Annotated in this window: 20 protein-coding genes; 5 read left to right on the top strand and 15 right to left on the bottom strand. The window is 46.0% G+C overall.

Going from position 1 to position 26,762, the window contains the following annotated elements; genetic code table 11:
- Positions 1-84: 84 nt before the first annotated feature.
- The 10 genes from MHH50_RS28965 to fni form a co-directional block, all read right to left on the bottom strand.
- Positions 85-1,446, bottom strand: a complete 1,362-nt coding sequence (locus tag MHH50_RS28965; protein ID WP_076192503.1) for an L-threonylcarbamoyladenylate synthase — start codon at positions 1,444-1,446, stop codon at positions 85-87.
- 105 nt (positions 1,447-1,551) lie between these two features.
- Positions 1,552-2,310: a stage II sporulation protein R gene (gene spoIIR / locus MHH50_RS28970; protein ID WP_081382511.1), complete on the bottom strand. Its 759-nt coding sequence runs from the start codon at positions 2,308-2,310 to the stop codon at positions 1,552-1,554.
- An 83-nt stretch (positions 2,311-2,393) separates the two neighbouring features.
- Positions 2,394-3,581 (bottom strand): FtsW/RodA/SpoVE family cell cycle protein, encoded by a 1,188-nt coding sequence (locus tag MHH50_RS28975; RefSeq protein WP_038573648.1) that lies wholly within the window; start codon positions 3,579-3,581, stop codon positions 2,394-2,396.
- A gap of 533 nt (positions 3,582-4,114) precedes the next feature.
- Entirely contained in the window at positions 4,115-5,299 is a 1,185-nt protein-coding gene (locus MHH50_RS28980; RefSeq protein ID WP_076123938.1) for an FtsW/RodA/SpoVE family cell cycle protein, read from the bottom strand.
- 140 nt (positions 5,300-5,439) lie between these two features.
- Entirely contained in the window at positions 5,440-6,369 is a 930-nt protein-coding gene (prmC, locus tag MHH50_RS28985; RefSeq protein WP_340034649.1) for a peptide chain release factor N(5)-glutamine methyltransferase, read from the bottom strand.
- Between the two features lie 25 nt (positions 6,370-6,394).
- Positions 6,395-7,471 (bottom strand): peptide chain release factor 1, encoded by a 1,077-nt coding sequence (gene prfA / locus MHH50_RS28990; RefSeq protein ID WP_036681601.1) that lies wholly within the window; start codon positions 7,469-7,471, stop codon positions 6,395-6,397.
- Positions 7,472-7,704: 233 nt separating this feature from the next.
- Positions 7,705-8,805 (bottom strand): redox-regulated ATPase YchF, encoded by a 1,101-nt coding sequence (gene ychF / locus MHH50_RS28995; protein WP_036681604.1) that lies wholly within the window; start codon positions 8,803-8,805, stop codon positions 7,705-7,707.
- A 100-nt stretch (positions 8,806-8,905) separates the two neighbouring features.
- Positions 8,906-10,273 (bottom strand): S41 family peptidase, encoded by a 1,368-nt coding sequence (locus MHH50_RS29000; RefSeq protein WP_340033768.1) that lies wholly within the window; start codon positions 10,271-10,273, stop codon positions 8,906-8,908.
- Between the two features lie 169 nt (positions 10,274-10,442).
- Positions 10,443-10,913 carry a GNAT family N-acetyltransferase gene (locus tag MHH50_RS29005; protein ID WP_232061473.1) on the bottom strand — a complete coding sequence of 157 codons (471 nt, stop codon included), beginning with the start codon at positions 10,911-10,913 and terminating at the stop codon, positions 10,443-10,445.
- A gap of 36 nt (positions 10,914-10,949) precedes the next feature.
- Positions 10,950-12,089, bottom strand: coding sequence for a type 2 isopentenyl-diphosphate Delta-isomerase (gene fni / locus MHH50_RS29010; protein WP_081383175.1), 1,140 nt, complete (start codon positions 12,087-12,089; stop codon positions 10,950-10,952).
- A gap of 284 nt (positions 12,090-12,373) precedes the next feature.
- On the opposite strand from fni, the gene MHH50_RS29015 reads away from it, so the two are divergent.
- The gene (locus MHH50_RS29015) at positions 12,374-13,909 is read left to right on the top strand and encodes a phospholipase D family protein (protein ID WP_081386183.1); all 1,536 of its coding nucleotides are present in this window, start codon (positions 12,374-12,376) and stop codon (positions 13,907-13,909) included.
- A 51-nt stretch (positions 13,910-13,960) separates the two neighbouring features.
- Here MHH50_RS29015 and cls read toward each other — a convergent pair whose 3' ends face one another.
- Entirely contained in the window at positions 13,961-15,469 is a 1,509-nt protein-coding gene (cls, locus tag MHH50_RS29020; RefSeq protein WP_076123942.1) for a cardiolipin synthase, read from the bottom strand.
- A 226-nt stretch (positions 15,470-15,695) separates the two neighbouring features.
- Here cls and MHH50_RS29025 point away from each other — a divergent pair, with 226 nt between their 5' ends.
- The 3 genes from MHH50_RS29025 to MHH50_RS29035 all read left to right on the top strand — a co-directional run bounded on the left by MHH50_RS29025 (position 15,696) and on the right by MHH50_RS29035 (position 20,243).
- Positions 15,696-16,613 (top strand): TetR/AcrR family transcriptional regulator, encoded by a 918-nt coding sequence (locus tag MHH50_RS29025; RefSeq protein WP_340033769.1) that lies wholly within the window; start codon positions 15,696-15,698, stop codon positions 16,611-16,613.
- Positions 16,614-16,728: 115 nt separating this feature from the next.
- Positions 16,729-19,902, top strand: coding sequence for an efflux RND transporter permease subunit (locus tag MHH50_RS29030; RefSeq protein ID WP_076123946.1), 3,174 nt, complete (start codon positions 16,729-16,731; stop codon positions 19,900-19,902).
- A gap of 209 nt (positions 19,903-20,111) precedes the next feature.
- Positions 20,112-20,243 carry a hypothetical protein gene (locus MHH50_RS29035; protein ID WP_340033770.1) on the top strand — a complete coding sequence of 44 codons (132 nt, stop codon included), beginning with the start codon at positions 20,112-20,114 and terminating at the stop codon, positions 20,241-20,243.
- A 498-nt stretch (positions 20,244-20,741) separates the two neighbouring features.
- On the opposite strand, the gene MHH50_RS29040 is transcribed toward MHH50_RS29035, so the two are convergent.
- Complete coding sequence (locus MHH50_RS29040) at positions 20,742-21,434, bottom strand: molecular chaperone TorD family protein (RefSeq protein ID WP_076123947.1); 693 nt, start codon at positions 21,432-21,434, stop codon at positions 20,742-20,744.
- 416 nt (positions 21,435-21,850) lie between these two features.
- Between MHH50_RS29040 and moaA the strand changes: the two genes are divergently transcribed.
- Complete coding sequence (moaA, locus tag MHH50_RS29045) at positions 21,851-22,852, top strand: GTP 3',8-cyclase MoaA (protein WP_076123949.1); 1,002 nt, start codon at positions 21,851-21,853, stop codon at positions 22,850-22,852.
- Between the two features lie 263 nt (positions 22,853-23,115).
- Here the strand turns inward: moaA and MHH50_RS29050 are convergent, their stop codons facing one another.
- The 3 genes from MHH50_RS29050 to MHH50_RS29060 are packed head-to-tail and all read right to left on the bottom strand — an operon-like array spanning position 23,116 to position 26,628.
- Positions 23,116-24,168, bottom strand: a complete 1,053-nt coding sequence (locus tag MHH50_RS29050; RefSeq protein WP_076192343.1) for a HAMP domain-containing sensor histidine kinase — start codon at positions 24,166-24,168, stop codon at positions 23,116-23,118.
- Positions 24,165-24,842, bottom strand: coding sequence for a response regulator transcription factor (locus MHH50_RS29055; protein ID WP_076123953.1), 678 nt, complete (start codon positions 24,840-24,842; stop codon positions 24,165-24,167). Before MHH50_RS29055 ends, MHH50_RS29050 begins: the two co-directional genes overlap by 4 nt.
- The gene (locus tag MHH50_RS29060; protein ID WP_076192341.1) at positions 24,772-26,628 is read right to left on the bottom strand and encodes an ABC transporter ATP-binding protein; all 1,857 of its coding nucleotides are present in this window, start codon (positions 26,626-26,628) and stop codon (positions 24,772-24,774) included. Before MHH50_RS29060 ends, MHH50_RS29055 begins: the two co-directional genes overlap by 71 nt.
- Positions 26,629-26,762 lie beyond the last annotated feature (134 nt).

Consider the following 26,762-nt stretch of genomic DNA (forward strand, 5'->3'; position numbering starts at 1 on the left):
AATATCTTGTACAACAACGATATGCGGACAAGGGGGTATTCATGACTTCATATGGGAGTCATATACGAAAAAGCAATGCCGTGGTTATCCGGCGTCGATGACAGATCCGCCGGCGGCTTTCATAAGCCGGTTCATGATTGCAGCGCCGAGGCCGGTATACGGGCAAGCCTCGGCTAAGATGTAAGTCGCTCCCGCTTCATCGAAGCGCCGCAAGGCGGCATATAGGGAGCGAGCCCCTTCCTCCGGCGAGGATAACGAGCCGAGGGAAAGAACACAGGCGGCAGGGTCGGCGGGATAAAGGGCCTTATGCTCCTCGAAGAGGAGCAAGCCCGTGACCTCGCCGTTTAGCTGCGCCGCCTGAAGTTGACTAGCGGCTTCATCCGCCACGCGCTGCGGGGAAGAGCCGCGCACTACACCAAGCCAGCCGCGCGGTGCGTAGTGCGTGTACTTCATGCCCGGCGCGCGCGGCGCCGAAATATCGCCAGCAGCATCCGCACCATGCTGCTCAATAGATGCGGAAGCCCTTTCGAAAGGCTCACGATTGTTAACATTCAGGCAATCCGCTGAAGATTGCGCGGTAGTTGCTTTAGCTGTGATTGGCTCAGCAGTACTGAAATCAATAACAGAGTTTGTCGTCCCCGAATCAGCCAAGACAGTAGCGGTTGCGGTAGCGGCAGCAGTTGTCTCAGCATTACCGGGCTCTGAGCTTACAGCTTCTGCTCCCACCACTGCAGCCAATTGTTCCGAAGTAATCCCGCCGGGGCGCAGCACAGCAACTTTTCCGTCAGGCTGTACCTGCACGACTGTTGACTCTAGTCCAACTCCAGCAGCACCACCATCAAGGACGCCATCAATGTATCCAGCCAAATCTTCCATCACATGCGAAGCTAATGTCGGGCTCGGGCGACCCGAACGATTAGCACTGGGCGCCGCAACTGGACAACCTGCGGCACTTATCAGTGCTAGAGCTACCGGATGATCCGGCATCCGCACACCAACCGTATCCAAACCCGCCGTCACACAGGGCGACAGTACACCTTCACGAACAGGAAGCACAACTGTCAGCGGACCAGGCCAATAAGCTGCCATCAGCGCGGCCGCCTTAGGATGCACCTCTGCAACAAGCTCGTCCAAAGCTGCCGTATCCGCAATATGCACAATTAACGGATTGTCAGAGGGCCGTCCTTTTGCCGCAAAAACAGCCTCAACTGCCGCCGTATTTCGGGCATCCGCCCCTAGCCCGTAGACGGTTTCGGTTGTAAAAGCCACGGTTCCGCCTTCACGAAGCATTGTTGCTGCCTCCGCTATCGCCAGCTTGTCAGCTTCATTCGGCTGAAATACCTCAGAGTTCGTTCCCTCAGCGGAATTCAACTTCCAGTATACAGTCTCATCTCTATTTCCACTCCGCCGCTGAACGGCGAATAAAGGATTATTGTGTTCATTCATTCTCATCACAGGCTTTCTAGAAGATATAATTTAGCTTAGCAAAAAAACGGCCCCTGTAGGGAGCCGTGATAGATCTGCTTATAAAATAGTAACACATCTGGGGTCTTACGACCATAATCCACTGATCCAGTTCCAAAGGTTTTGCAGCAGCTCCCAGACGAAGAACCGTACCTCTGGCTCAGCAGCAGTTTCTCCTGATGAAGCACTTCCTGCCGAGGAATCAGCCTGCACTGTTTTTGCAGCTGCTGATTTCACCTTAGCACTGTTATCCGCACCAGCAGCGGACACTGTTTTTGTACCTTTGTCAGCAGCAGGTGCTGCCGCATCTCCAGAGCCTGCATCGATAAAGCAAAGCGGAGGAAACAGTACACACCACCAATTTTGCCCCTTGCCCGCACCAAGTGTGACCCGAACAGCTTCATACTCCCCAGCAGGATAGACGGTGCCACCGTATAATTTGGTTGGAAAAGGGACTACGCCCAGCTCCACTTTATAGGAATATTCAATGCCCCGTTTCTCCAGCTCTGATCCAACCAACGCGTTAAGCTCCGGCAGATGATTTCTAATCAGAGCACGTGCCTGCTCCAAGCTCTGCGGATCCTCAAGAGCAGATACCCACTGGTTCATTTGCTCCACAATTTTATCGCGAATTTGCCGTTTCACCAGCTGATCTTGCGCTCCGTCAGAATTAGCTAGAATACGTAACCGTATAGATTCTTGGGGAATAGATACTTCAGCTACTGCAGCATCGGTTTTTTGACCTTCCCAAGCCATCATGAGGACCATAAAAAAACAAATTAAAATGGCAGTATACTTAAAAGTCACACGTAAGGAATCTCTTTTATCCATATGATTATCATTCATTTGTTGCAGCCCCTCTCCTCTTAACTCTCATGCTAGTAGTATGCCCGGAGATAAGAGACTGCAAACCTATGAATCTATTAAATTTATAACTTCAATGCCAGCTCCTTATGCAGCTGCAAATCTTCCTCTACATCCTGCCCATAAAGATGCACGCTCATCACGACCCCCATGCTGGCCATATTAATCAGAAGAGACGTGCCTCCATAACTGATAAACGGAAGTGTTATTCCTGTCAACGGCATCAGGCCGATAAAAGCTCCAACATTCTCAAGAATTTGATACAACAGCATAGCCGTAATTCCAATGATTAGAAATGGACCGCTACGCTCCTTACTCTCGAGAGCAATCAATATCATCCGATGCAGCAAAATAAAAAAGAGCAAGAGAAGCAGCGCAGATCCCACAAATCCAAACTCCTCGGCAATCTGCACGAATATCGCATCCGAATAGGTATATGGGACACGATTATTCTGCACAGAGCTGCCCTGCATATATCCCTCTCCACTCATTCCCCCGGAGGCTATAGCTAATTTGGCATTTTTCGTGTGATAGCTTGCCTTATCTGTCGCTAAATCAGGTACCAGCCAAGGGTCAAACCGCTCCACTAAATGATCCTTACCAATGCCTTCAAAAAAATTGACTGCCTCATCATGATAGTTTATGTAGCTCAAAATCCCAGCAAGGCCGATCCCACCCACTATAAGCAAACCGATGAGCGCATGCGACAATTTGATATTCCCGATCCATAGAAGCCCAATCAATATTACGATGTAGCTAAGGGCATTTCCCAAATCATTTTGCATAATGACTATACCAAATGGAATGAACGTAAGAATGGTGAGAGGAACAATCCCTTTCCAGAAGGTTAAGGTAGACCCTTGTTTTCGAATTAAGATCGATGATAAAAAAAGAATTAATACCAATTTAAACAGCTCGGCAGGCTGAAACCTAAGTCCACCAATCTCAAGTCCCAATTGAGCACCGTTCTCTACTTTACCAATAAAACTAACCGACACTAACAAGACTAAGCCCAAGAGATAAATATAAAGTGCATGTTTAACAAATATCTTAAAGTCCACAAAAGCGAGCACAATAAAAACTACAAAACCTAAAATATAGTATTTAAGCATTTGTAAATGAAATCCATCCAATTTCATCGGAGGCGTTATTCTTCCATTGGTTACACTGTATATTGAAAAAATACTAATCACCATCAGCAAAATCAGAACAGTAACAATTACCTTATCAATCCTTTTGAACTTTTGAAGCATCTGCAAGCCCCTTACTCTGTTAAGGTTTCAACTCTCCTCTCTCAGGGAAAGTCGTTCCTTTCTATTGTAGAACATTCGTGAATATAATTCCAAATTTATGTAGCCAATCTATAAAATATCTTTCTATTAAAATTATACTCTGACGTGATTTTACTCTATGATCCAAACCTAACGGACTCCGTAGACTTTATTTATGGATTTATTGCTTCACGGGAACTTTTGCGGACTCCAGAGTCGTTATTACTTGCCATTTTGCAGTAAATCCAGTCTTTTTGATCAAATAACGTCTTTGCGGTCCGATACTATCCAATACGTAGTTAATATTCGAGTATAAGGGCATCTGAGTCCGAGTCAGGATACAAATACAAATACGAATACGATACAAATACAAATACGAATTGCTTCCAGCCTGCTTACCTGAAACGGCCCGTATTACGTATTACACCAATCCGACGAAGCCGTCCTCCATCAAAAAGAACCGCCAGCACCCCTATTAAACAATAAGGACCTGACGGTTCTACTTTATTTCATGGTTACACCTGTTTGGCAGCTGCATAAGGAGTAGGTTTAGGAAAATCCTCTTCCACTTCTTGCCCGTGCAGGCGCACACTCATTACCAGCCCGATGCTGGCCATATTAATGAGCAGTGATGTACCCCCGAAGCTGATGAAAGGTAACGTAATACCAGTCAATGGCATCAAGCCGATAAATGCGCCGATATTCTCAAAAATCTGATACAACATCATCGCGACAACACCGACAATCAGGAAAGGGCCAGCTCTATCCCTAGACTCCAGCGCAATCAGAATCATCCGGTGAATCAAAATAAAGTACAGCAGCAACACAAACGCCGAACCTACAAACCCAAATTCTTCGGCAATCTGCACAAAGATAGAATCTGAATACGTATATGGCACCCGATCCGTCTGAACGGAGCTGCCGTTCATGTAGCCTTCGCCACTCATTCCACCTGATGCAATCGCCAGCTTGGCGTTTTTAGTATGATAAAGGGCTTTGGCTGTTGCCTTGTCTGGAACAAGCCAAGGATCAAAACGTTCAATCCAGTGAGATCGTCCAATATCCGTAAGAAAGGTTTTAATTTCATCATGATAATGGATATAACTCATAATTCCCGCAATCGCAGAACTAGCCACGATGACCAGCCCGATTAATGCATGCGTGTATTTAATATTGCCAATCCACAACAGACCCGCAAGAATCACAACGTAAGACAAGGCATTCCCAAGGTCATTTTGGGTAAGGACAATAAGGAACGGAAACAAGGTCAGAAGGCCGAGCGGCACAACATCCCGCCAGAACAGAAGCTTACTCTTATTCTTGCGGACAAGCATGGCTGCCAGAAAAAGAATTAATATCAGCTTGAACAGCTCTGCAGGCTGCAGACTCAGGCCCCCCGGCAGGGTCAACCAGCCTTGCGCATTATTTTTGGTCTCGCCCAAAAAGCTGACGAGCACCAGCATCCCTATCCCAAACAGATAAATATATATCGCATATTTCACTAATATTCTGTAATCCAAAAAGGTCATTCCAATAAAAGCTACAAAACCAATAGCATAATACATCATCATACGAATATGATGTCCGTCCAGCTTCTCTCTTCCATGAGTAACGCTATATATGGCGAAGATGCTGACCACCATGAGTAATAACAGAACGACTACAATAGCACCATCAATCTTTTTAATCTTCTGAAGCACGCTCTGCCTCCCTACTCTATATCTGGGCTTTCTTTATGATCCCCTAAGAAATCCTGCTAAATTCTATTGTAAAGGAAGTCGGATTGAAAATACAATTTCTCTACTCCGGACAAAATGAACCCTCTGCATAGCAGGCAATATTATCTCGTTATGCCTAGCACATGACGCGGGATTCCAGCCAGATCATTAATGGTGATAATCTCGGTCCAATGGCCCGCTGCCGCAAGGAGTGCAGCGACTTGCTCAGCTTGACCGAAGCCAAGCTCAAAGCCGATCAGGCGCGGCGGTGCCGGGAGCAGCGTCAGCTGCTCCATCATGCGGCGGTACGGGTCCAGCCCGTCCGCTCCGCCATCCAGCGCAGTGCGCGGCTCATGGTCGCGCACCTCACGCTGCAGCCCGGCGATATCCTCGCCGGGGATGTATGGCGGGTTGGAGACGAGAATATCCGTCTCCATCCCCGCGAACGGCTCGAGCAGATCGCCGAGCCGAAAGTCCACAGCTGTGCCATTGCGCAAAGTGTTGCGCTCGGCCACAGCCAGAGCCGCCGGCGAAATATCGCCGGCGCAGACCCGCCACGCCGGCGCTTCCGCCGCCAACGTGACGGAGATCGCACCGCTGCCGGCGCCGATATCGACGGCGGTCAGCGGTCTTGCGGCGCGCACGTCCCCCGCGCCGCCCGCGCTATCCAGCGGCGCTTCGCCCGGCGTTACGATGCCGTCCGGCCAAAGCTCCGCGCCGTAACGTAAAATCGCCTCGACGAGCAGCTCCGTCTCCGGCCGCGGAATAAGCACGTCAGGCGTCACCTCAAAAGGCCGCCCGTAGAACTCTTGCTCGCCGATGATATACTGCACCGGCTCACCAGCGCCCCGGCGGGTAACTCCCGCCTCAAATGCTTCCTTAACCGCAGCTGGAAAAGGATCTGCCAGCGCCATGTAATAAGCTGCGCCAGACACTCCAAGCACATGCTCCAGCAGCAATTGTGCACTGCGCTGCGGTTCATTGCAGCCGCTCCGGCTCAAAAAAGAAGAAGCCTCCGCAAAGGCTTCCCGGATGCTTTTGACTTCCGACATGACATATACGCCATCGTTCAAAGCATTATTCTCCATTATCCATATTATCCATCAAGTCAGCTTGTTCAGCGATTGAAAGGGCTGAGATAATTTCAGTGATTTCTCCGTTCATAACCTGCTCCAAACGGTGCAGTGTCAGGCCAATACGATGGTCTGTAACCCGGCTCTGCGGGAAGTTATACGTCCGAATGCGCTCACTACGGTCACCCGTACCTACTTTGCTCTTCCGTTCCCCAGCATACTTCGCTTCTTCTTCCTGCCGTTTCATATCAGAGATACGGGCACGAAGCACTTGCAGCGCTTTTTCTTTATTGGAGTTCTGTGACTTACCGTCCTGACAGGTAGCAACGATGCCTGTAGGTACATGGGTTACACGTACTGCAGACTTGGTCGTATTTACAGACTGTCCGCCTGCACCACTAGAACAGAAGGTATCCACGCGAATATCTTTATCATGGATCTCGATCTCAAAAGCCTCAGCTTCCGGCATCACAGACACCGTAGAAGTAGAGGTGTGAATACGACCTCCGGATTCGGTCGCTGGGATACGTTGTACGCGATGCGCACCACTTTCGTATTTCAGCTTACTGTACGCACCACGGCCGTTAATAAGGAAGATTACCTCTTTGAATCCACCAAGATCACTCGCGTTAACATCCATTAACTCAACGCGCCATCCTTGTGCATCAGCATAACGAGTGTACATCCGGTAAAGGTCTGAAGCGAACAATGCTGCTTCATCTCCACCCGCTGCACCACGAATTTCAACGATTACGTTCTTATCATCATTCGGGTCTTTAGGCAGCAGCAATACGCGGATTCTCTCTTCCAGCTCCACTTGACGTTTGGAAAGGTCATCAATTTCCATCTTGACCATTTCTTTCATCTCATCATCAAGCTTTTCGCCTTGCATCTGCTTAGCAGCTTCAAGCTCTTCCATTACACTCTTATATTCAGTATACGCCTCAAATGCGGGCTGTAGGTCTGATTGTTCTTTGGAATAGTCCCTCAGTTTCTTACTGTCGTTTGCAACATCCGGATCACAAAGCAGTTCACTGAGCTTCTCATAGCGGTCCGCCAGGGATTGCAATCGGTCCAACAAGGGAATTCACCTCTCCTGATTCAATTTCAAATTCGCAAATATAACATCAAATTTGTACTGTCATAAAAATAGATATACGACTTTATATTATACCAAAGATATTGTGAAATGGCTACAGTTCCGTACGCACAATACCTTAATAAAAAGCTTATATTTTTAAAAAGGATCATCCCAGCAATAGAAACTCCCACTGCTCGAGATGACCCCTTTATCATTCGTACACTTAAAACTTCTTAAACGTTAAAACGGAAATGCATTACGTCGCCGTCTTGCACCAAATATTCTTTACCTTCAAGACGTAGTTGACCACGTTCCTTCGCACCGTTCATGGAACCAGCTGCCACAAGATCCGCGTAAGCCACTACTTCAGCACGGATAAATCCGCGTTCGAAATCTGTATGAATCACACCGGCAGCTCCAGGTGCCTTGGTGCCGCGGCGAATCGTCCAAGCCCGAACTTCCTGAACGCCTGCTGTGAAATACGTATACAAGCCAAGCAGTTTATAAGCCGCTTTAATCAACCGGTTAAGGCCGGATTCTTCCAGTCCCAGCTCTTCCAGGAACATAGCTTTATCTTCGCCTTCAAGCTCAGCAATTTCTGCTTCCACCTTAGCACTGATCGGAACCACTTCTGCACCTTCAGTAGCTGCAAAATCGCGAACTTGCTGTACATAAGGATTGTCCTCAGCACTTGCCACTTCATCTTCACTTACATTCGCCGCATACAGCACTGGCTTCAATGTTAACAGATGAAGATCGCGGATAATAAGCTTCTCGTCATCAGACAATTCTATACTGCGTGCAGGTTTATCTTCGTAGAGCACTTCTTTGACGCGTTCTAGCAGTTCAACTTCTTGAGCGTATTTCTTGTCGCCGCCTTTGATATTCTTACGGGAACGCTCAATCCGCTTCTCAATGCTCTCAATATCAGCAAGAATCAGCTCCAGATTAATGGTCTGGATGTCGCTGATCGGATTTACTTTTCCATCAACGTGGGTAACGTTCTCATCTTCAAAACAACGAACCACATGCACGATAGCATCTACTTCACGGATATGGGCCAGGAACTTGTTGCCTAGTCCTTCTCCTTTACTCGCACCACGCACGAGACCCGCAATATCAACAAATTCAAAAGCAGTAGGTACGGTCTTGTTCGGCTGTACCAGCTCAGTCAGTTTATCAAGACGTTCGTCTGGAACTTCAACAACACCCACGTTAGGGTCAATGGTACAAAAAGGGTAGTTAGCGGATTCTGCTCCCGCTTGCGTTATCGCATTAAACAATGTGGATTTTCCTACGTTAGGAAGACCGACGATTCCAGCTTTCAAAGCCATTTATATGACAACTCCTATTTTCAGCTAAATTGATCATCCGAATAAGCTATACGATCTAAACCATTATATATTAGAACATATTCGCCAGCAACACCGGATGTCAAGCAGATGTGTCCGAACGCGCAAGCTCTAATACCTTTTTTATCGCCGACTGGTCCAGTAATGGCTTAGATTTATCTGGATCAACCTCCACATCAGGCACAGTCTTTACCTCTTCATTACAACTCCCATCAGAATTCAGACCCATTTCAAAGGAAAATCGGAAGAGATAACCGCTATTAGGCAATGCAACGACAAGCGGATCTATCCCTAGTCCATCCCCACCTGTCCTGCCGCCTACAACCGTTGCAAACCCGGTGCCTTTTGCAAAGGCTGCAAGACCTTCCGCTGATGAATACACAGAGCTATCTACCAGCAAATAGATTTTCCCTTTAAATCCAACAGATTTATTAGGAGTTACTACATCAGTTATTTTTCTATATGTCTTGAACATCTTTAAGGCCTCAGATGGCAGATTAGGCAGTTGCTCATCTTTGATGCCGGAAATAGGTTGTTGCCCGGCTGTGATCTGACGTGCCTGCATAAAAGTCTCCGCATATTTGCCTCTTGTATAAAGGAAGTAAGTATTATATTCGATAGGTTTATTAATCAATAGAGGAACAATATGAATTCTCCAATAATTACTGTTTCCTCCGCCATTTCCGCGGATATCTAATATTAAGGTCTTATAGTCCTTTACCTCTATTAAAAAATCATGGATCTCGGAGCTGTCCATCTCCATGAGACTCCCGTCAAAGCTTTGCATGCCGAGATAAGCGATTCGATCGGGCTCTATAATGACTTTTTTTACATTCCCAGAAGTCTTTTTTGTTACATCTCCTACTCCATCTCCACCATTATGCATATCATTATTGAGTTCATTAGAGCTTTGCTGCTCCGCTAAAGGTTTCTGGTTGTAACGGGCCAATACGTTAGGCTGTTGAACCACGTCGATCCAAGGTTCATAACCAAAACCTGCTTGAACATAGGTATGTAGATACCAAGGATATTCCTCCTTGGATATAAAATTCGTATGCCCATTGTTTAATCTGCTAAGGACAAATCTCATTCGTCTCAAAAACTCATCATCCGATTTCACGGCTGCTATTTTATTGCGGTATTCCTCTTTTTTAGCAAGCCAATCCTCTCCATTGAGACGTTTATTCACCTCTAGGAAAGGATAGTTCTCCTCAATAATCTTCCACATGTAATCAAAATCTTCTAGCCTTTTTTCCACTGTCAATGAAGGCAACGCTACTTTCGATTGTTCTTCAACTACAGCTGAAGAGGCTAGCGGTGCAACCGGACTTGCCTGAACTTGCTCAGACTCAGATTTCTTCTTTCCTGGTAAATCGCCACTGTTGCAGCTAACCAGTAATAGTAATACTACTGCGGAAACAACCACCCACGATACAGTCCTTGGCCTCACCTTAATCCCCCCTTTTCTCTCTTTATGACTTAATCCATTTTCAGGAAGTTATTTTTTAATCATATTTTCCTAATCATCCTAAATCAAATATATTTATCACAATTATTTACATAATAATTCAGTAGAACAACAAAAAAAAGACCTCTTTCGAGGTCCTCACACTTATGGACTACAGATCTTTAGACATCGTGATGTCAGTTACGATATACCCCATTTTTTTGTATAGCTCAAATGCGCGATTGTTCTGGCCGAAGACGTGCAACCCGATTTTGGTAACATTCATCTCCCGGGCTTCTTCATCGAGTGCGATCATAGCCTGCTTGCCATAACCCTTACTCTGGAACGGTTCAAAAACATAAAAATCATAAATGAAAGCCTCGCGGCCACCACGACCTTCACTTACGTTAAACCAGATATAACCCACCTGTTCATCACTGCTTATTTCTACTATGGAATATAGATAAGCACCATCTGTGTGCAGCCCTTTTGGCAAAGAGCGTGTTATAGCTTCCTCAGACAGCTTCATCGCGATCTCTGGATCCCAAGCACCGGCGCTGATCTTATCTTCCGCATAATCCCGGGTAGCTTGACCTAAGAAAAATTGAAAGGCCGACTCATCCATATGGATCAGTTTAATCATAATCTTACTCACTTCCTCGCTTCAATATTTACCATCCTATTTACGTATTAAACGGGAAGTTCCACGTAAAGTTGCTAAATCTGGAGCGCCAATACCAAACATTGCTATTTTCAGCTCCAGTTCTACCTGTGCTAATGCAGCATCCAGCGCCTCTTCAGAATCGACAGCCGGCCCTAACAGATTGCGGCCAAAGCCTGCCAGATCAGCTCCAAGTGCCAATGCTTTCGCTGCATCCACGCCATGTTTCAGTCCGCCGCTGCCAATCAAAGCGCCCTGCGGAGAAACTGCACGCACCTCTGTGATACAATCAGCTGTTGGAGTACCCCAATCCGCGAAAGCCTCCGCCGCTGCCCGCCGTATAGGATCTACACTGCGGAACTTCTCCACCTGACTCCAGGATGTCCCGCCTGCACCCGCAACATCAATAAAAGCCGCTCCTGCATTATAAAGACGTGCAGCTGCATCTCCATCAATGCCCCAGCCTACTTCTTTCACACCTACAGGGACTTCAAGTGCCCGGCATACCTTCTCTATCTGCGATAGCAAAGAGGCAAAACCAGTGTTCCCTTCCGGTTGAAAGACCTCTTGCAGGCCATTCAGATGTAGTACAAGAAAATCAGCACCTGCGATATCCACAGCCCGGCGACATTCCTCAATCCCAAAACCATAGGACAGCTGTACAGCACCAATATTGGCGATAACCGGAATATCAGGCGCTTGATCCCGCACATAAAAGGTTGCCGTAAGCTCAGAACGCTCCACTGCCGCCCGAACCGAACCTACACCCAGCGCCCAACCCCGACGCTGCGCAGCTGCGGCTAACCGGGCATTAATCGCTCCTGTAGCTGCACTGCCACCTGTCATCGAGCTGATGAGCAGCGGCGTACGCAGCTTACGATCCAAAAACGTAGTCTGCAATGATATATCGTCGAAATTCAGCTCTGGCAGAGCATTATGCTGAAATCTGTAATGTTCAAACCCTGTAGTCACACCGACGCCACCTACTTCCTCATTTAGGCAAAGGCGTACATGTTCAATTTTGCGTTCGCCTGTCTTCGATGTAGGCAATAAAGATCTTTTGTCAGAAGCCTCTGCAGCCGGTAGGTCCTTGCCATGATCTGCGCCAGACTGCCTAGTCGCATCATATGGCACGGCCTCTTCTGGCGTATGATTCATGCTGCGTTCCTCCTATTTCCAAACTCGATTTATTATAACATATCCCTACAGATGAATTTACAATATGAGGTTAGCGATTACAATTCTCCGGTTTCGTAATCATTAATTTCATAAACATCGTACTAATCGCTCAAACTCATTATAGCTAGCCGAATGTTATTTCATTACTGTTAAGGATATTTGGGCTGCTTCATTTCGCTCCACTAGGTGTTAATAGGTTGGTAATACACCGGAGCATAACAATCACAAGGAAGTGCTCTGCAATAATTTCAGGAGGAACTTCCATGAATTCAGATCGTCAGCAACCCGTTCACCCCTATAAACCTAAAGAAATAAACTACGCTCCCGGTTTAACTACGAAGAAACGTTCCGGTTCACGCCACCGTACACGGGTGTTATGGGCTTTCGTCATTCTAATCCTCTGGCTAATCGGCGTAATGACTTACCAGACGCACAAACCTTTACCCCGCGGCATTTCCTATGAAAGCCCTATATACAAAACGAATCATGTATCCTTCTGGCACGACCTGACCTATTCGGACGGTACAGCCACGGGCACTCAAGAGAGTCAGATTCTTTCGAGGATTCTACAAATTATCGAGGAGTCCAAAGAATTTTTGGTGATTGACCTCTTCCTTTTCAATGATTATACCCATAAAGATCAGTCATTTCCTCCGGTCAGCCGAATGTTGACGGACAAGCTTATTTTACAAAAAACAACTTATCCTGAGATGGAGATCGTCTTCATTACAGATGAGGTTAATACCAATTACAACTCTGCACCCAATCATCTTCTGGAAGAATTGAAGGCTGCGGGGATTAAAGTGATTTTGACCGATGTAAATGCTCTACGCGATTCTACGCCTGCTTATTCCGCTGTCTGGCGTACCTTTATTCAATGGTTCGGCCAGTCGGGCGAAGGCCGGATTCCCAATCTTATGGCCAGCGGAGGACCGGATATTACCGCACGTTCTTATTTGAAGCTACTTAATGTGAAGGCTAACCACCGTAAGGTAGTTGTTAGTGAGAATACCGCTCTAGTCTCCTCAGGAAATATCCATGATGCCAGCGCCTATCATTCCAATATCGCTCTGGAAGTACAAGGCCCAATTATTGCTGATATTCTCCAGACGGAACAAGCCGCGGCCAATCTTTCGGATGCAGGGCCACTACTCACTTATGAGCCAGACTTCACCAAAGAGAAGGATCAGCACTCTGAAGAATCTATGGAGGTCCGCTATTTAACGGAAGGAAAGGTATATAAATATGCACGGCAAGCCCTCCAATCTGCGCAGAAGGGTGACACCATTTGGATGGGTATGTTCTACCTTGCCGATGATGCCATTCTCGATGAATTGGTAGAGGCTACCCAACGAGGGGCTACGGTAAAATTGATACTGGACCCCAATCAAAACGCCTTCGGCCGTGATAAAATCGGCATTCCTAACCGTCCAGTTGCCATGAACTTGAACAAGCGTACAAACGGAGAGATCTCTATTCGCTGGTACAATACGACCAAAGAGCAATATCATCCAAAGTTGCTCTTCATTGCCAAACAGACTGGAAGTTCCATCATACTTGGCGGTTCCACCAATTTCACGACACGTAATCTGGATGACTACAACCTGGAGAATAATCTGTGGGTATCTGTAAAACAAGATCAGCCTCTTTATACCGAGATGGAAACCTACTTCAATCGACTGTGGAATAACGAGGACCATGAGTATACTCTGCCTCTTGAAGCTTATCAGGGCGAAGTAACTTGGTTCAAGTACATTCTGTTCCGGTTGCAGACCACCTTGGGTTTAACCACTTTTTAAAGCAAAAACCACCGCAGATGAGGGATCACACCCTCTGCGGTGGTTTTTGGGTTATAGTAACGGTGACATAAGCCGAGCAGCAGATTCCAGTATACGGATCACCATACGCTTATTCATAAATTCCTCATGCTCAATTAAGCTGGTAGATAATAAATCCCGTTCAAAATCAGCAACAATACGAGCAACGCTCTCCGTCTGAATCAGTAGTGCATTCACTTCAAAGTTAAGGTGGAAGCTGCGCATATCCATATTGGCCGTGCCAATGGTCGCTATTTCACCATCAACGATAAGCAGTTTCGAGTGGATAAATCCCTTTTCATATTCATAAATCTTCACGCCAGCTTCCAGCAACGCCGGAAAATAAGAGTGTGAAGCCAGAAACGGAATCCATTTATCCGGCTTAGCCGGGAATAACAATCGCACATCTAAACCAGAAACAGCAGCTACACGCAGTGCAGTTAAGATGTCCTCATCAGGAATAAAATATGGACTGGCAATCCACACCGATTTCTCGGCAGAAGTGATCATGGAGAAGAAAATGTTTTTGAGCGCACGACGTTCGTTATCCGGCCCACTAGCAATAATCTGTACGGCACCATCACCTGTCATAAAGCGAAGCTGCGGAGTGAGATAGTCTTGCTCCAGTATTTTTTCACCCGTAGTGTGCATCCAATCTTGCAGAAAAATAATTTGCATCGTCCGTACCGCTTCGCCTCTAACCAACATATGTGTGTCACGCCAAAACCCATAAGTCTTACTGCGGCTTAAATATTCATCGCCTACATTGAGACCCCCCATGAATCCGACATCACCGTCGATCACAACAATCTTACGGTGATTCCGGTAATTCACACGACTGGAAAAAAAGGATGTTGAATTTCCGTACGAAGCCACCTGAACCCCGGCATCACTCATTTCCTTCAAAAAAGCTTTGGAAAGCTGAAAACTGCCAACGGCATCATACATAAATCTGACTGCAACACCGGCGCGAGCTTTATCGATCAGAATTTGTTTAATGCGTGTTCCAATGTGGTCCGCCCGGAAGATGTAATACTCCATATGAATGTGATGTTTAGCTTGACGGAGCTCCAACAATAACGTACCAAACGTCTCTTCACCATTAGTGAGGATACGTGTTTCTGATGCAAAGGAAATAGGAGTACGTGCTAAAGTTTTGGATAACAGCAGCAGTTTTTGGCGCGAGGGATCAAAGACTGACCAATCTTGGTGCGTACGTAAAGCGTCATTCTCAATTCTTTCGTAGGCCATAAGGTCTCTTTGTGCCTTTTTATCATATTTACGGCGTTTGAACACATTTTGCCCAAATAGAAAATAGAAGACCAGTCCCAGCACCGGGATCAACGCAAGCAATAAGATCCATGACATTGTTGTAGAAGGATTACGGTTCTCCATAAAAATAGCCAAGCTAATCGAAATGACTGTCAGAGTGGAGAAGATACTAATAATCGTTCCCGCAGTACTCCCAAAAATGCCGAAACCAAAATAATAAAATGCTATGAATGCCCCAATGATAATTATAGATTGAAGTCCTCTTCTCATACTCTACCTACCTTCTTATTCATACAAGCAACACGAAATTGACACATTTTATATATTACATGAAGAACACATTTCTTCCTAGCAAATTACTGTTTAAAGTCTATTTACGACAAAACTGTAACCCTTCTGTTCCGATATTTGTAATGCCTGGTTGTATAGAATATAATTATTCTGACCAACTAGTCAATTATAGAACCGGGTAGTCAGAAAGGAGGTTAATCCTTTAATGAATGATAAAACTGTTGATAAGCAGGAGCAGATTATTAAGATTGCTATGCAGTTATTCGCTGTAAAAGGCTCCTCGTCCACATCCATGCAAGAGATAGCTGAATTATGCGGGATTTCGAAGGGCAGTTTATATCTGGTATTTAAATCAAAAGAAGAGCTGGAGCGCAGTATCTTCCTTTATTGTTATCGGATGATTCGGGATCCCTTGTTACGTGAAGAACAGGAAACCCGACGAACACCACGTGAGAAGCTTAGGAATCAGATAGAAATTCTGCTAAGTCATGTGTACGAATTACGCGAGTTCTTGCAGCGTCAAATTCAGGAGGTTGCGGGCAAAGGATTTGATACTGAAGTCCCAGACTGGCTGCGTAGAAACAACGCTTCCTTCTTAAGATGGTTCCAGGTAAAAATGGAGTTGCTCTACGGAAAAGACGTCGTTCCCTATACCGGAGATTTATGTATGATCGGACATGGTCTCATCAAATCTCATATTGCGGTTATTTTTCGTAAGGATACGCAGGTACCTATTGCCGATATGGCAGATCATCTAATGAATTTAATGGATATGATCGTGTCTGGCTTGCTTACTAGTAAACAGGCTCCGCTAATCAACTCTGCTACTTTAGCAAACTGGATGGCGGAGAATGAGGAGAACAAACGAAAAAATCCATTACAGCTCATTAAAGAAATGAAGACTGCGATCAGTAAACTAGATAGTATAACATCCGAAGAAGCAGCCGATCTGCTGGAATCGCTCAACATTCTGGAAGGTGAAGTGCTTATCCCTCACCCGCGAAAAGCAATCATTCAGGGGATGCTGTCCAACCTCCAATCCTGCTCTGAGCTCACAGCAGAATTGGAAGAGCTGAGGAAGCTAATTGCCTCAATTCCGCACAATTCATGTGTATTTCGTTAATTGACTCTAAGAAGAGTTCGGTAGAGAGAAAGTCATGGATAGTGAGTATTATGATTTTTTATAATGGCGCCCTATTTCGTAAAGAAGAGGGCCGAGAGGAGCAGAAACGAAACTTATGAAAAGCTTAATTAATTTCTCGCTCAGGAACAAATTTGCCATTTGGCTTCTGACGATAATTATTGTGTTTGCCGGTTTATATAGCGGACTGACGATGAAGCAAGAAACCTTGCCTAATATTAGTATACCCTATCTTAGCGTAACAACCATTTATCCGGGGGCCGCACCAGAAGGCGTCGTTAATGATGTCAGCAAACCGTTGGAGCAAAAGCTCCGCAATGTGGATGGTGTAAAGACGATCACCTCCACTTCTCTGGAGAATGCCTCCAGCATCCAAATTGAATTCGATTATGGAACAAATCTGGATAATGCTACAGCAGCAGTGCGCGAATCACTAAATGAAGTCTCATTACCTGACAATGTACAGAAGCCTTCCATTTCCCGCTTTAGTCTTAGCTCAATGCCTGTTGTCTCCCTCAGTCTTTCTAACGGGGATACCCAGGATCTTGAGGAACTGACCCGTATTGCTGAGAACGATATTCGCCCGGCCCTAGAGGATGTTGAGGGTGTCGCTTCTATTCAAATCTCTGGTCAATACGTCAAAGAAGTATCACTTAAATTCAATCAAGATAAGCTCAGCCAATATGGACTGACCGAAGATACCGTTAAAGGTATCATTCAAGGCTCTTCCCTCCGTGTTCCACTAGGATTGTTCGAAATGGACAAAGCTCAAAAGGCAGTTGTCGTGGACGGCAACATCACTACCGTTGAGGATCTTAAAAATGTAACCATTCCGGTAATGCCAACTGGCGCTAACGCTGCTGGTGCTGGAGCTACTGGAGCTGCCGGCATTGATGCTGGTGCTGCTAACGGAGCTGCTGGCGCAGGCGCTGGAAATATAGCTCCTGGTGGAGCTGCAAGTATGGGACTTCCAACCGTGAAGCTCGGAGAGCTGGCCACGATTGAGGTTGTGGGCAATTCCGAATCCATCTCACGTACAAATGGTAAAGAATCGATCGGTATTCAGATTGTCAAAGCCAATGATGCCAACACTGTTGATGTTGTAAATGGCGTTAAAGACAAAACTGAAGAATTAAAAGCACAATATAAAGGCATTGACCTTACTGTTCTACTTGACCAAGGGAAGCCCATTGAGGACTCCGTAAATACGATGTTGTCCAAAGCGGTATTTGGTGCCTTATTCGCAGTAATTATCATTTTGGTGTTCCTGAGGAATATTCGTTCGACGATTATTTCCATCATCTCTATTCCATTATCCCTGCTAATCGCAGTGCTGTGTCTGCGGCAGATGGACATTACGCTTAATATGATGACACTGGGAGCGATGACGGTCGCGATCGGGCGGGTAGTCGATGACTCGATTGTAGTCATAGAGAACATATATCGACGACTCTCCTTATCTGGTGAGAAGCTGAAGGGCAGAGAATTAATCAGTGCGGCCACACGTGAAATGTTCGTGCCTATCATGTCCTCTACAATTGTAACCATCGCGGTGTTCTTACCACTTGCTTTGGTTAGTGGTATGGTTGGTGAGCTGTTCTTGCCTTTCGCTCTAACCATGGTCTTCGCCCTGCTCGCTTCATTAGTAGTTGCGATTACCCTAGTTCCTGCAATGGCTCACTCGTTGTTCCGTAATGGATTGAAAGGTAAAAAAACTCACAGCGAGAAACCAGACAAACTTTCTGCTGGTTATCAAAAGATTCTGAACTGGTGCCTTTCTCATAAGCTCGTTACGTTTGGAGTTGCCGTTCTTCTCCTTGCAGGCAGCTTGTTCTTAATCAAACCTATTGGTGTAAGCTTTATGCCATCCCAAGAGGATAAAACCGTAATGCTTACTTATTCACCAAAGGCTGGACAACGGATTGAGGAAGTTCAAGAGCAAGGTCTGAAAGCTGAAAAATACATTTTAGCGCAGAAGCATATAGACAAAATGCAATATTCCATTGGCGGCGGAAGCCCGATGGGTATGGGTGGATCCAGCAATTCAGGACTATTTTTCATCGTTTATGATAGTGACACTCCTGATTTTGAAGCTGTTAAAGAGAAGCTTATTGAAGGTTTGACCGCAGAAGTGCCAGATGGTGTATGGGGTGACATGTCCGCTCTGATGAGTGGAGGCATGGGTGGAAGCACTCTGACCGTGAATGTATTCGGAGATGAACTGGATCAGCTGAAGCCGGTCGCGGATGAGATTGCCTCAATCGTACAGGCTGACACCACTAATTTCAAAGACGCAGAAACAAGTCTCAAGGAAGCTTATGATCAATATACGATTGTAGCGGATCAACAGAAGCTTAGCTCCCTTGGACTTACAGCCGGACAAATTGCGATGAAGCTGAGTCCAGCAGGCACACGTCCAGTGCTCACAGAAGTAGAATTGGACGGCAAGAACTACAAAGTCTATATCGAAACAGATAAAGAAACGTACAAGAGTATTAAAGAAATGGAAGAGGCTACTTTGACTTCCCCACTAGGCATCTCCGTGCCAATCGGGCAAGTCGCTAAAATTGAAAATGGCTCCTCCCCTGACTCGATTACTCGTATGGACGGTAAAATGAAGGTAGATGTTACTGCCGAAATTATTTCGAGTGACGTGAATAGCGCTTCGAACAGCGTGAAAGAAAAAATAGACGCTATGGAATTGCCTGATGGTGTAACTGTTACCTTCGGCGGTGTAACCGAGCAGATCAATGATACGTTTGGTCAATTAGGAATTGCTATGGCGGCGGCTATTGCCATCGTATACTTCGTGCTTGTGGTTACATTTGGCGGTGGATTAGCACCATTCGCTATCCTGTTCTCACTTCCTTTCACAGTGATCGGGGTACTCGTTGCCCTTCTGATCGCTGGAGAAACCTTAAACGTGTCCTCGCTCATGGGTGCGCTGATGTTGATTGGTATCGTAGTAACGAATGCGATTGTCCTTATCGACCGCGTTATTCATAAGGAAAAAGAAGGACTCACTACGCGTCAAGCCTTGCTTGAAGCAGGTGGCACACGTTTACGTCCAATCCTGATGACTGCACTTGCAACGATTGGTGCATTGCTGCCATTGGTTACTGGACTTGAAAACAGTGCTGGAATTATCTCTAAGGGGCTCGGTGTGACCGTAATCGGTGGTTTGGTCAGTTCCACGCTGCTGACACTTGTAGTAGTGCCAGTCGTGTATGAATTCCTGATGAAATTCCGCAGCAAAAAGGTAATTGATTAGAACTATGATGTGAGCAAGTAAATAGGCTCAAACGAGAGGCTGTCTCCAAAGTAGTGAATTCTACTTATGAGGCAGCTTCTTTTTTTTTAGTAAAAGGCTGCACAGCGGATTCTTGCCTTAGCCAATAGACTGTGTGCTGTGCCAATTGTTCAACGCCATTAGGTTGGGTGGTGAGTAGGGAGAGTTGAGCGGTGAAAAATACGTGATGAGTGATAGCTGATGTACTGTGGGTGGTGGAGGGCGATGTACTGTGGGTGCTGTATGATATGCGAAATGCAGTGGGCTATGAACGGTGGACGAAGTACCGTGAACGTTTGCGATGTGCGGTATACAGCGGGTGATCTGCGTGGGTCGTTTGGACGGCGTACATTTGTGTTTACTGCGTTCTGTGTTTGGGCGATGTGCGGAGTGGATATCAAACTAATTAGGGAAAAAATCCCTAAAAAAAGCCAATATGCGCTCTAAATGAACGAAATTAGGGATTTCCTCCCTGATAATAAGGGGGATTTCTTTAATTACCACCGAAACAGCTATACTTTAGGGAGGTTTTCCCTAATTTTTAGTCTGATGACGAGAAACTCTAATATTTCAAGGATAAATTCCCCAATTAGTCTATCGGTGCTTCAGTTGGGCAACAAGACTGCGCTTCGATTGGTACTTCAATTAATGCTTCATTTGGTGCTTCAGCCTCTACTTCTATCGGAGTTTAATTAGATCATCACTAGGATGCTTCCCACGGTACTTCTATTTGTGCTTCTACAGAGCTTCTATTAAAGCTTCATATCTACTTGACCAGCACGCAAAAGCCCGACCTATCAATTAGGCCGGGCTTTCTAATATTAAATGCTTGTAGCTGCACTGCTCTCCAATGAAGCTCTCCAGGAACGAAGCATTTGCAGATCAAGTGGCAGAAATTCCTCAAGCATATGTGAGAGGCCTAGATATAGCGGACTATCCGTTGCTGCATTCAGTTTCTGACAGAACTGCGGTGTCCATTGCAGTAGATGCTTTTCCAAAAAGGACTCCTGAATATCAAGCAGCTCCATAGCACTTCTTATTGAAAAGCTATTGTAAAGCATACGCTCATGCATGACTGCCATAAATTCGAGCTCAATAGCAATATGATCATCGGCTTCACCATTACACTTATTGAATACAATTCCAGCGGAGGTGTATACATCCGCAAGCACGTTACAGAAATCCTCCGAGCGTCCTAAAATCGCTGCTTCGCGCAATTTAAAAGAACTAACGGACTGTTCTTGCATAAGCCGTTTATATTCTTTGCTCTCTTTCTCGCATATCATTGGCAGCTTGTTCGGTTCCTGACTCAAATAGCGCTTCAGCTCCCGACCGCCTTCCGTCATCTCAGCCGCTACACTCATCTGGCGATTGCGGCTCCATTGAGCCACTAGAGAGAGTGATGGTTTTCTACCCAAAAAATCCACTAAAAGCTGATATATTAATCCCCGACTTTCCAACCAACGGCTAAAAGCCTCCGGAACGGTGAGCGATGGAACAGTATGTGTACTCATTTTGCAAATCCTCCTCAATGGTTTCCCGGTCACTCTCCGTCACATTACCGACGTGCGGTTTCCGGTATCCTATCTGTTTTCGCAAAAGTGAACGTTAAAACTAATCCGCACCTAGATTATATCGGATATTAAAAGCGCTTTCCGTGAGCATTCTATGTCTAAAAACTTTATTTGTCGTACTTTTGTCACACTTTCCGTTGTTCAATATGCGTTATCTTCTTATCTAGTTTGTCCAGTTTTATGTAATGAAACCCTGTCGTCCAGAACTTTGCTCATTGACGTGAATCCAAGCGATCTTTAAAATTCTAAACAAGTATAAACAACTTTGCGTTCTGTCCTATTAGGGACGTTATGCGTGTATACGAGAAAGTATAAGAGCAATTTATCAGCCAGATTTAAAGGAAGGGAGCAACGCCATGGAGCCGCTGACGGACCCTTTTGGACGTTTACACGATTACATCCGCATTTCGGTTACCGACCGCTGCAACCTGCGTTGCATCTATTGTATGCCAGCGGAAGGGATGCAATTCCAACCGCAGGACGAGATTCTGAGTTACGAGGAAATTACCGCAGTCGTTAAGTCGCTATCCCCTCTTGGATTATGTAAAGTACGACTAACTGGTGGAGAACCTCTTGTCCGCAAAGATCTGGAAAAGCTTGTTGCTATGATATCTGCGATCCCAGGGATAGAAGATATTTCGCTGACTACAAATGGTTTAATGCTTCCAGCCAAAGCAGCACAGCTAAAAGAAGCCGGTCTGTCACGGGTAAACATCAGCCTAGACTCCTTACGGCAGGATCGATTTTCTATGATTACTCGTGGCGGCGAAGTCGCCAAGGTATTAAAGGGGATCGAGGCCGCACAAGCCGCCGGACTTCAACCGATAAAGCTTAACGTTGTATTGATGAAAGGAATTAATGACGACGAAATCAAAGACTTCATCTCCCTTACGCTGGAGAGTCCTCTAAATGTACGCTTTATAGAATACATGCCGATTGGCAGTGCTACTGATGCTTGGCGCCAAACTTATCTGCCTCTGGAAAGGGTTGTAGAAGCTTGTACTGAGGCTGGTTGGGAAACGGAAGCGGCAGAAATGCCCTCCGGGAATGGCCCTTCCCAGAATCGGCGGGTTGTCGGAGCCCCTGGTACATTCGGCCTGATTCATCCGGTGAGCGAGCACTTCTGCGATAATTGCAACCGCCTGAGACTTACCGCAGATGGGCACATCAAAGCTTGCCTGTATTGGGCAGATGAATACAATGTCCGCCCTTTGATAAGCGATCCTGTTGCTGTGCAGGCCTTATTCCGGAAAGCGCTGGGCAACAAACCCCATAATCATGAAATGGCCTTAGCTCTGGAGAAAAAAGCACAGAGCCACACGCCGACAGCTCGGCGCATGTCTCAAATTGGTGGATAAACGTCCATCCCGGTATTATAGTTCCTCTTTTAATTGCATAAATACAAAAAACGCCGCTTTCCCACTGAACGATCTGGGAAAGCGGCGTTGTGCTTAAAGCTTAGCGATGAGCTATTCAATCACTATTAGAGAGATAGAGCTTCGAGCAGCTTAGAAATAGTCGCCGCCGCCTCGGCTCTTGTAGCCTTTTTCTCAGGACGGAAGGTATTGTCTTCGAATCCACCCAGAATACCGGCTTCAGCTGTTTTTCACATACAGCAAGTTTATTTCATTCGTACTGGCAAGCTCACCTTGAACGCTGTCCCATCCCCCGGGCGACTATTTGCAGTTACCTTACCTTCATGCAGCTCAACGATTTTTTTAACCAATGACAGACCTAGTCCACTACCGCCACCACTTGCGGTTCTAGCTTTATCTGCCTTATAGAAACGCTCGAAGATCCGAGGCAGATCTTCCTCCGAGATGCCAATCCCACTATCTTGAATCTCCACCTCTACCTGCTCATCCACCATGCGAAGGCTAATATGGATGCAACCGTTCTGCGGAGTAAACTTGATACTGTTATGCAGCAGATTAGTCCAAACCTGACTCATTAAATCTTTTACAGCAGATACATTCACTTCTTCCAGTTCAGCCTCTACCTCTATTTTTTTCTCCAACCACTGTGGTTCAGAAGCCAGAATCGTATCTCTAAGCTGCTTATCCAGGCGGTAAATCTGATTTTCAAACGGAAAATTGCCCGATTCAAGCGCGGACAGCTTCAATAAATTATCACTGAGCCCAGATACGCGGGTACTCTCAGCCACTATAATATTAAGGTAGTGCCTCCTGCTCTTCACACTCAGAGTTTCATCCTGCAGCGCAAGAGCAAACCCCCGAATAGAGGTTAGCGGAGATTGAATTTCATGCGATACATTAGAGATAAAATCCTGACGCATGGTCTCCATCTGGCTCAGTTCGCTGGCCATTACGTTGATACTCTCTACAATCTCACCGAAATCACCGTAGTCCTTTGTATTATCAAGTACCACATTGAAATCACCCTTAGCAATCCGCCCTAAACCTTCGATAATTGATTTATAAAAAACACGTTCCCAGCCCCGGAATAACTTGGAGGTTACCAATGCCATCAAAAACAAAATCACAATTCCGACCATCACGCCGATTAACTGGGTCAAATACTCCGAAGAGGGGCGTCCAACCCTGCCATATATCCAGTTCATCAAGAAATAAGCTGCACTCCAGCTAATCCCAACACCACCGAAGTAAATAAAAGTCATCCCAATCCGCTTAAGAAGCTCCTTAAACCGGTTCATGCCTCTGCCTCCAGCCGATAGCCTAATCCGCGGATGGTACGAATAACAAACCCGTATTTATCAGGAGCGAACCGTTCGCGCAAACGGTTGATATGCACATCGAGCGTCCGCTCATTCCCTTCAAAATCATAACCCCATATCTCTTCGATTAGCCTGTCTCTAGTCAATGTCTGCCCCGGATAGCTGCCCAGCTTAAATAACAGCTCAAATTCCTTAAGTGGCAAAGTGACTTCTCCATACGCTGAGGATACCTCGTAGGTTTTACGATTCATTCGCAGCCGGCCAATCCCCACACTTTGTGCAGCAGAGATTTGGTAACGTTTGAGCAGCGCCTTTACTCGCGCAATAAGCACCACTGGCTCAAAGGGTTTGACGAGATAGTCATCACTTCCCAGCTCAAAGCCCTTCACAATTTGTGAGGTCTCTCCCTTAGCCGTCAGCATCAATATCGGAAAATCATAGGTTTGGCGCATCTTCCGGCACAGCTCCCAGCCATCCAAATTGGGCATCATCACATCAATAATGGCTAAGTCTATGTTATGGCTCTCCAGAATCTGAAGAGCCTCCAGTCCATCAGAAGCTCCATAGATGTCATCCATCCCCTCAGCTCTCAGAAATACTTCTACCAATTCGCGGATGTGCGGATCGTCGTCCGCTACTAGTATTTTTGTCATGTATCACTGGAGCCTCCTCTTTATTGTCTTGAATCTCAAGGTTATTCATCTGCAGCTGCTGGGTGGCAAATTCACGATATAGCTCATGGTTTTCCAGCAGTTCTTCATGTCTTCCCATCCCGGTAATCTGGCCCTTTTCCATAAAAATAATCTGCTCAGCATTTACAACAGTAGCCAAACGGTGCGCAATTACAATCGTAGTCCGGCCCTTCATCAAATTGGACAGTGCCTTCTGCACTACGGCCTCTGATTGGCTATCCAGACTGGAGGTCGCCTCATCAAGCATAAGAATCTTTGGATTCCGCAGCAGCGCTCTAGCAATAGCAATCCGTTGCCGCTGTCCACCCGAGAGCTTCACACCTCTCTCACCGACATCCGTATTATATCCTTCAGGAAGCTCATCGATAAAGCCATCTGCATAAGCCATTGCTGCTGCTGCGCGCATCTCCTCCATGCTAACGTCTCGATCCAATCCATAGGTTAAATTCTCAGCAATCGTACCTGCCAACAATGGGCTTTCCTGTGAGACGTACCCGATCAGTTTCCGCCATGAGCGTAATGAAAAGGTTGACACTGGTTTATCGCCTAGCTTAACCATACCTTTCTGAGGCTCATAGAATCGTTCGAGCAGTGAAAATAATGTAGTCTTGCCTCCCCCGCTCGGTCCAACAATAGCCGTCACCTGACCCGGAAGCATCCGGAAGCTTACATCGGTTAGCACATTCTCACCATTTTTATATCCAAAGCTTAGATCTTCTACCGAGATAGGACCCTCTGCACCGTTCGCCTCTTCCTGGCCCTCATATACCTCCTCTTCTGCTGCCAGGGTTTCAATAATGCGCTCTGATGCCCCTTTAGCTTTCTGAATCTGTGTAAAGAACGTGGTCAATTGAGTAAGCGGCATAATAATCTGAATAAGATACAGGATAAAGGCTACCAGCTCTCCAGCTGTCAAAGCACCGGAAGATACCTGCATTCCGCCATAACCGATAATGACCACAAGTAACATCATAAAGACAAAAGAGACAAGTGGACTGATCATAGCGCTGATTTTGCCTTCACGAATGCCAAAGGAGAGCAGGTTCATAATTCCGGTTTTGCCTGCTTCGTACTCTTTTTTCTCTGCACCCGAGGATTTCACCAGACGGATCTCTGACAATACACCACTAAGTGTGGCGGTAAAAGAAGCTGTTTCGTCCTGCATGCCTTTGGAGATTTTGTACATCTGCCGTCCAAGCGGCACCAAAATCAACGCAGATAGTGGAAGAACGGTGAACAGAACAAGCGTCATCTTCCAGTTCAAAAATAAAAGCACAGCAATGGAGCCCACAATGGAAATCACTCCGGTAAATAAGCTGGCCAGATGTTCAGAGATCAGCGTTTTGATGATCCCTGTATCATTCGTCATCCGGCTGACGCTTTCTCCTGTCCGATTATCATTGTAATAAGCTACTGGCAACACTAAAAATTTACGCCATAACCGGTCACGAAGACCTGCAACCATCTTCTGGCCTACATAATTCAGCAGATAGATAGAGATTCCCCCGGCGATCGTCTGCGCGATAAAAGCACCCGCTATGCCTGCAATTTGCAGCTTGCTGACAGAAGCCAAAGAAAAGCCATCCACCAGATTTTTGGTGAACATAGGGATCACCAGACTAACCAATGTCGAGATCATGCTTAGTGCAATGGCTATTGCCAATAAGCCGTATGAAGGCTTGGTTTCTTTTAATAATGTGAGGAATGGCTTCAGCGCCGTTTTCCCCTTAGCTTCGGATTTTTTCATGCAAAAACTCCCCTTTTCTTGGTGAATCTGCGAGAAGAATGTATCTTCTCTGTTTCGCCTAACCCCATCCTAGCCCTGAATTGTAAACTGAAGTTAAACCCATTGATTCTCTTTTATACAAACATAGATAGGAT

The sequence above is a fragment of the Paenibacillus sp. FSL H3-0302 genome (assembly GCF_037982245.1).
Lineage (GTDB): Bacteria > Bacillota > Bacilli > Paenibacillales > Paenibacillaceae > Paenibacillus_AQ > Paenibacillus_AQ odorifer.

Bases quoted from the DNA above. Each gene is read 5' to 3' on its own strand.
- ychF (WP_036681604.1), bottom strand. From the start codon at position 8,805: ATGGCTTTGAAAGCTGGAATCGTCGGTCTTCCTAACGTAGGAAAATCC.
- moaA (WP_076123949.1), top strand. From the start codon at position 21,851: ATGGAGCCGCTGACGGACCCTTTTGGACGTTTACACGATTACATCCGC.
- MHH50_RS29015 (WP_081386183.1), top strand. From the start codon at position 12,374: ATGAATTCAGATCGTCAGCAACCCGTTCACCCCTATAAACCTAAAGAA.
- MHH50_RS28975 (WP_038573648.1), bottom strand. From the start codon at position 3,581: ATGCTTCAAAAGTTCAAAAGGATTGATAAGGTAATTGTTACTGTTCTG.
- MHH50_RS29030 (WP_076123946.1), top strand. From the start codon at position 16,729: ATGAAAAGCTTAATTAATTTCTCGCTCAGGAACAAATTTGCCATTTGG.
- MHH50_RS29005 (WP_232061473.1), bottom strand. From the start codon at position 10,913: ATGATTAAACTGATCCATATGGATGAGTCGGCCTTTCAATTTTTCTTA.
- cls (WP_076123942.1), bottom strand. From the start codon at position 15,469: ATGAGAAGAGGACTTCAATCTATAATTATCATTGGGGCATTCATAGCA.
- MHH50_RS29040 (WP_076123947.1), bottom strand. From the start codon at position 21,434: ATGAGTACACATACTGTTCCATCGCTCACCGTTCCGGAGGCTTTTAGC.
- MHH50_RS29055 (WP_076123953.1), bottom strand. From the start codon at position 24,842: ATGACAAAAATACTAGTAGCGGACGACGATCCGCACATCCGCGAATTG.
- MHH50_RS28965 (WP_076192503.1), bottom strand. From the start codon at position 1,446: ATGAATGAACACAATAATCCTTTATTCGCCGTTCAGCGGCGGAGTGGA.
- MHH50_RS29060 (WP_076192341.1), bottom strand. From the start codon at position 26,628: ATGAAAAAATCCGAAGCTAAGGGGAAAACGGCGCTGAAGCCATTCCTC.
- prmC (WP_340034649.1), bottom strand. From the start codon at position 6,369: ATGTCGGAAGTCAAAAGCATCCGGGAAGCCTTTGCGGAGGCTTCTTCT.
- fni (WP_081383175.1), bottom strand. From the start codon at position 12,089: ATGAATCATACGCCAGAAGAGGCCGTGCCATATGATGCGACTAGGCAG.
- MHH50_RS29050 (WP_076192343.1), bottom strand. From the start codon at position 24,168: ATGAACCGGTTTAAGGAGCTTCTTAAGCGGATTGGGATGACTTTTATT.
- spoIIR (WP_081382511.1), bottom strand. From the start codon at position 2,310: ATGAATGATAATCATATGGATAAAAGAGATTCCTTACGTGTGACTTTT.
- MHH50_RS29025 (WP_340033769.1), top strand. From the start codon at position 15,696: ATGAATGATAAAACTGTTGATAAGCAGGAGCAGATTATTAAGATTGCT.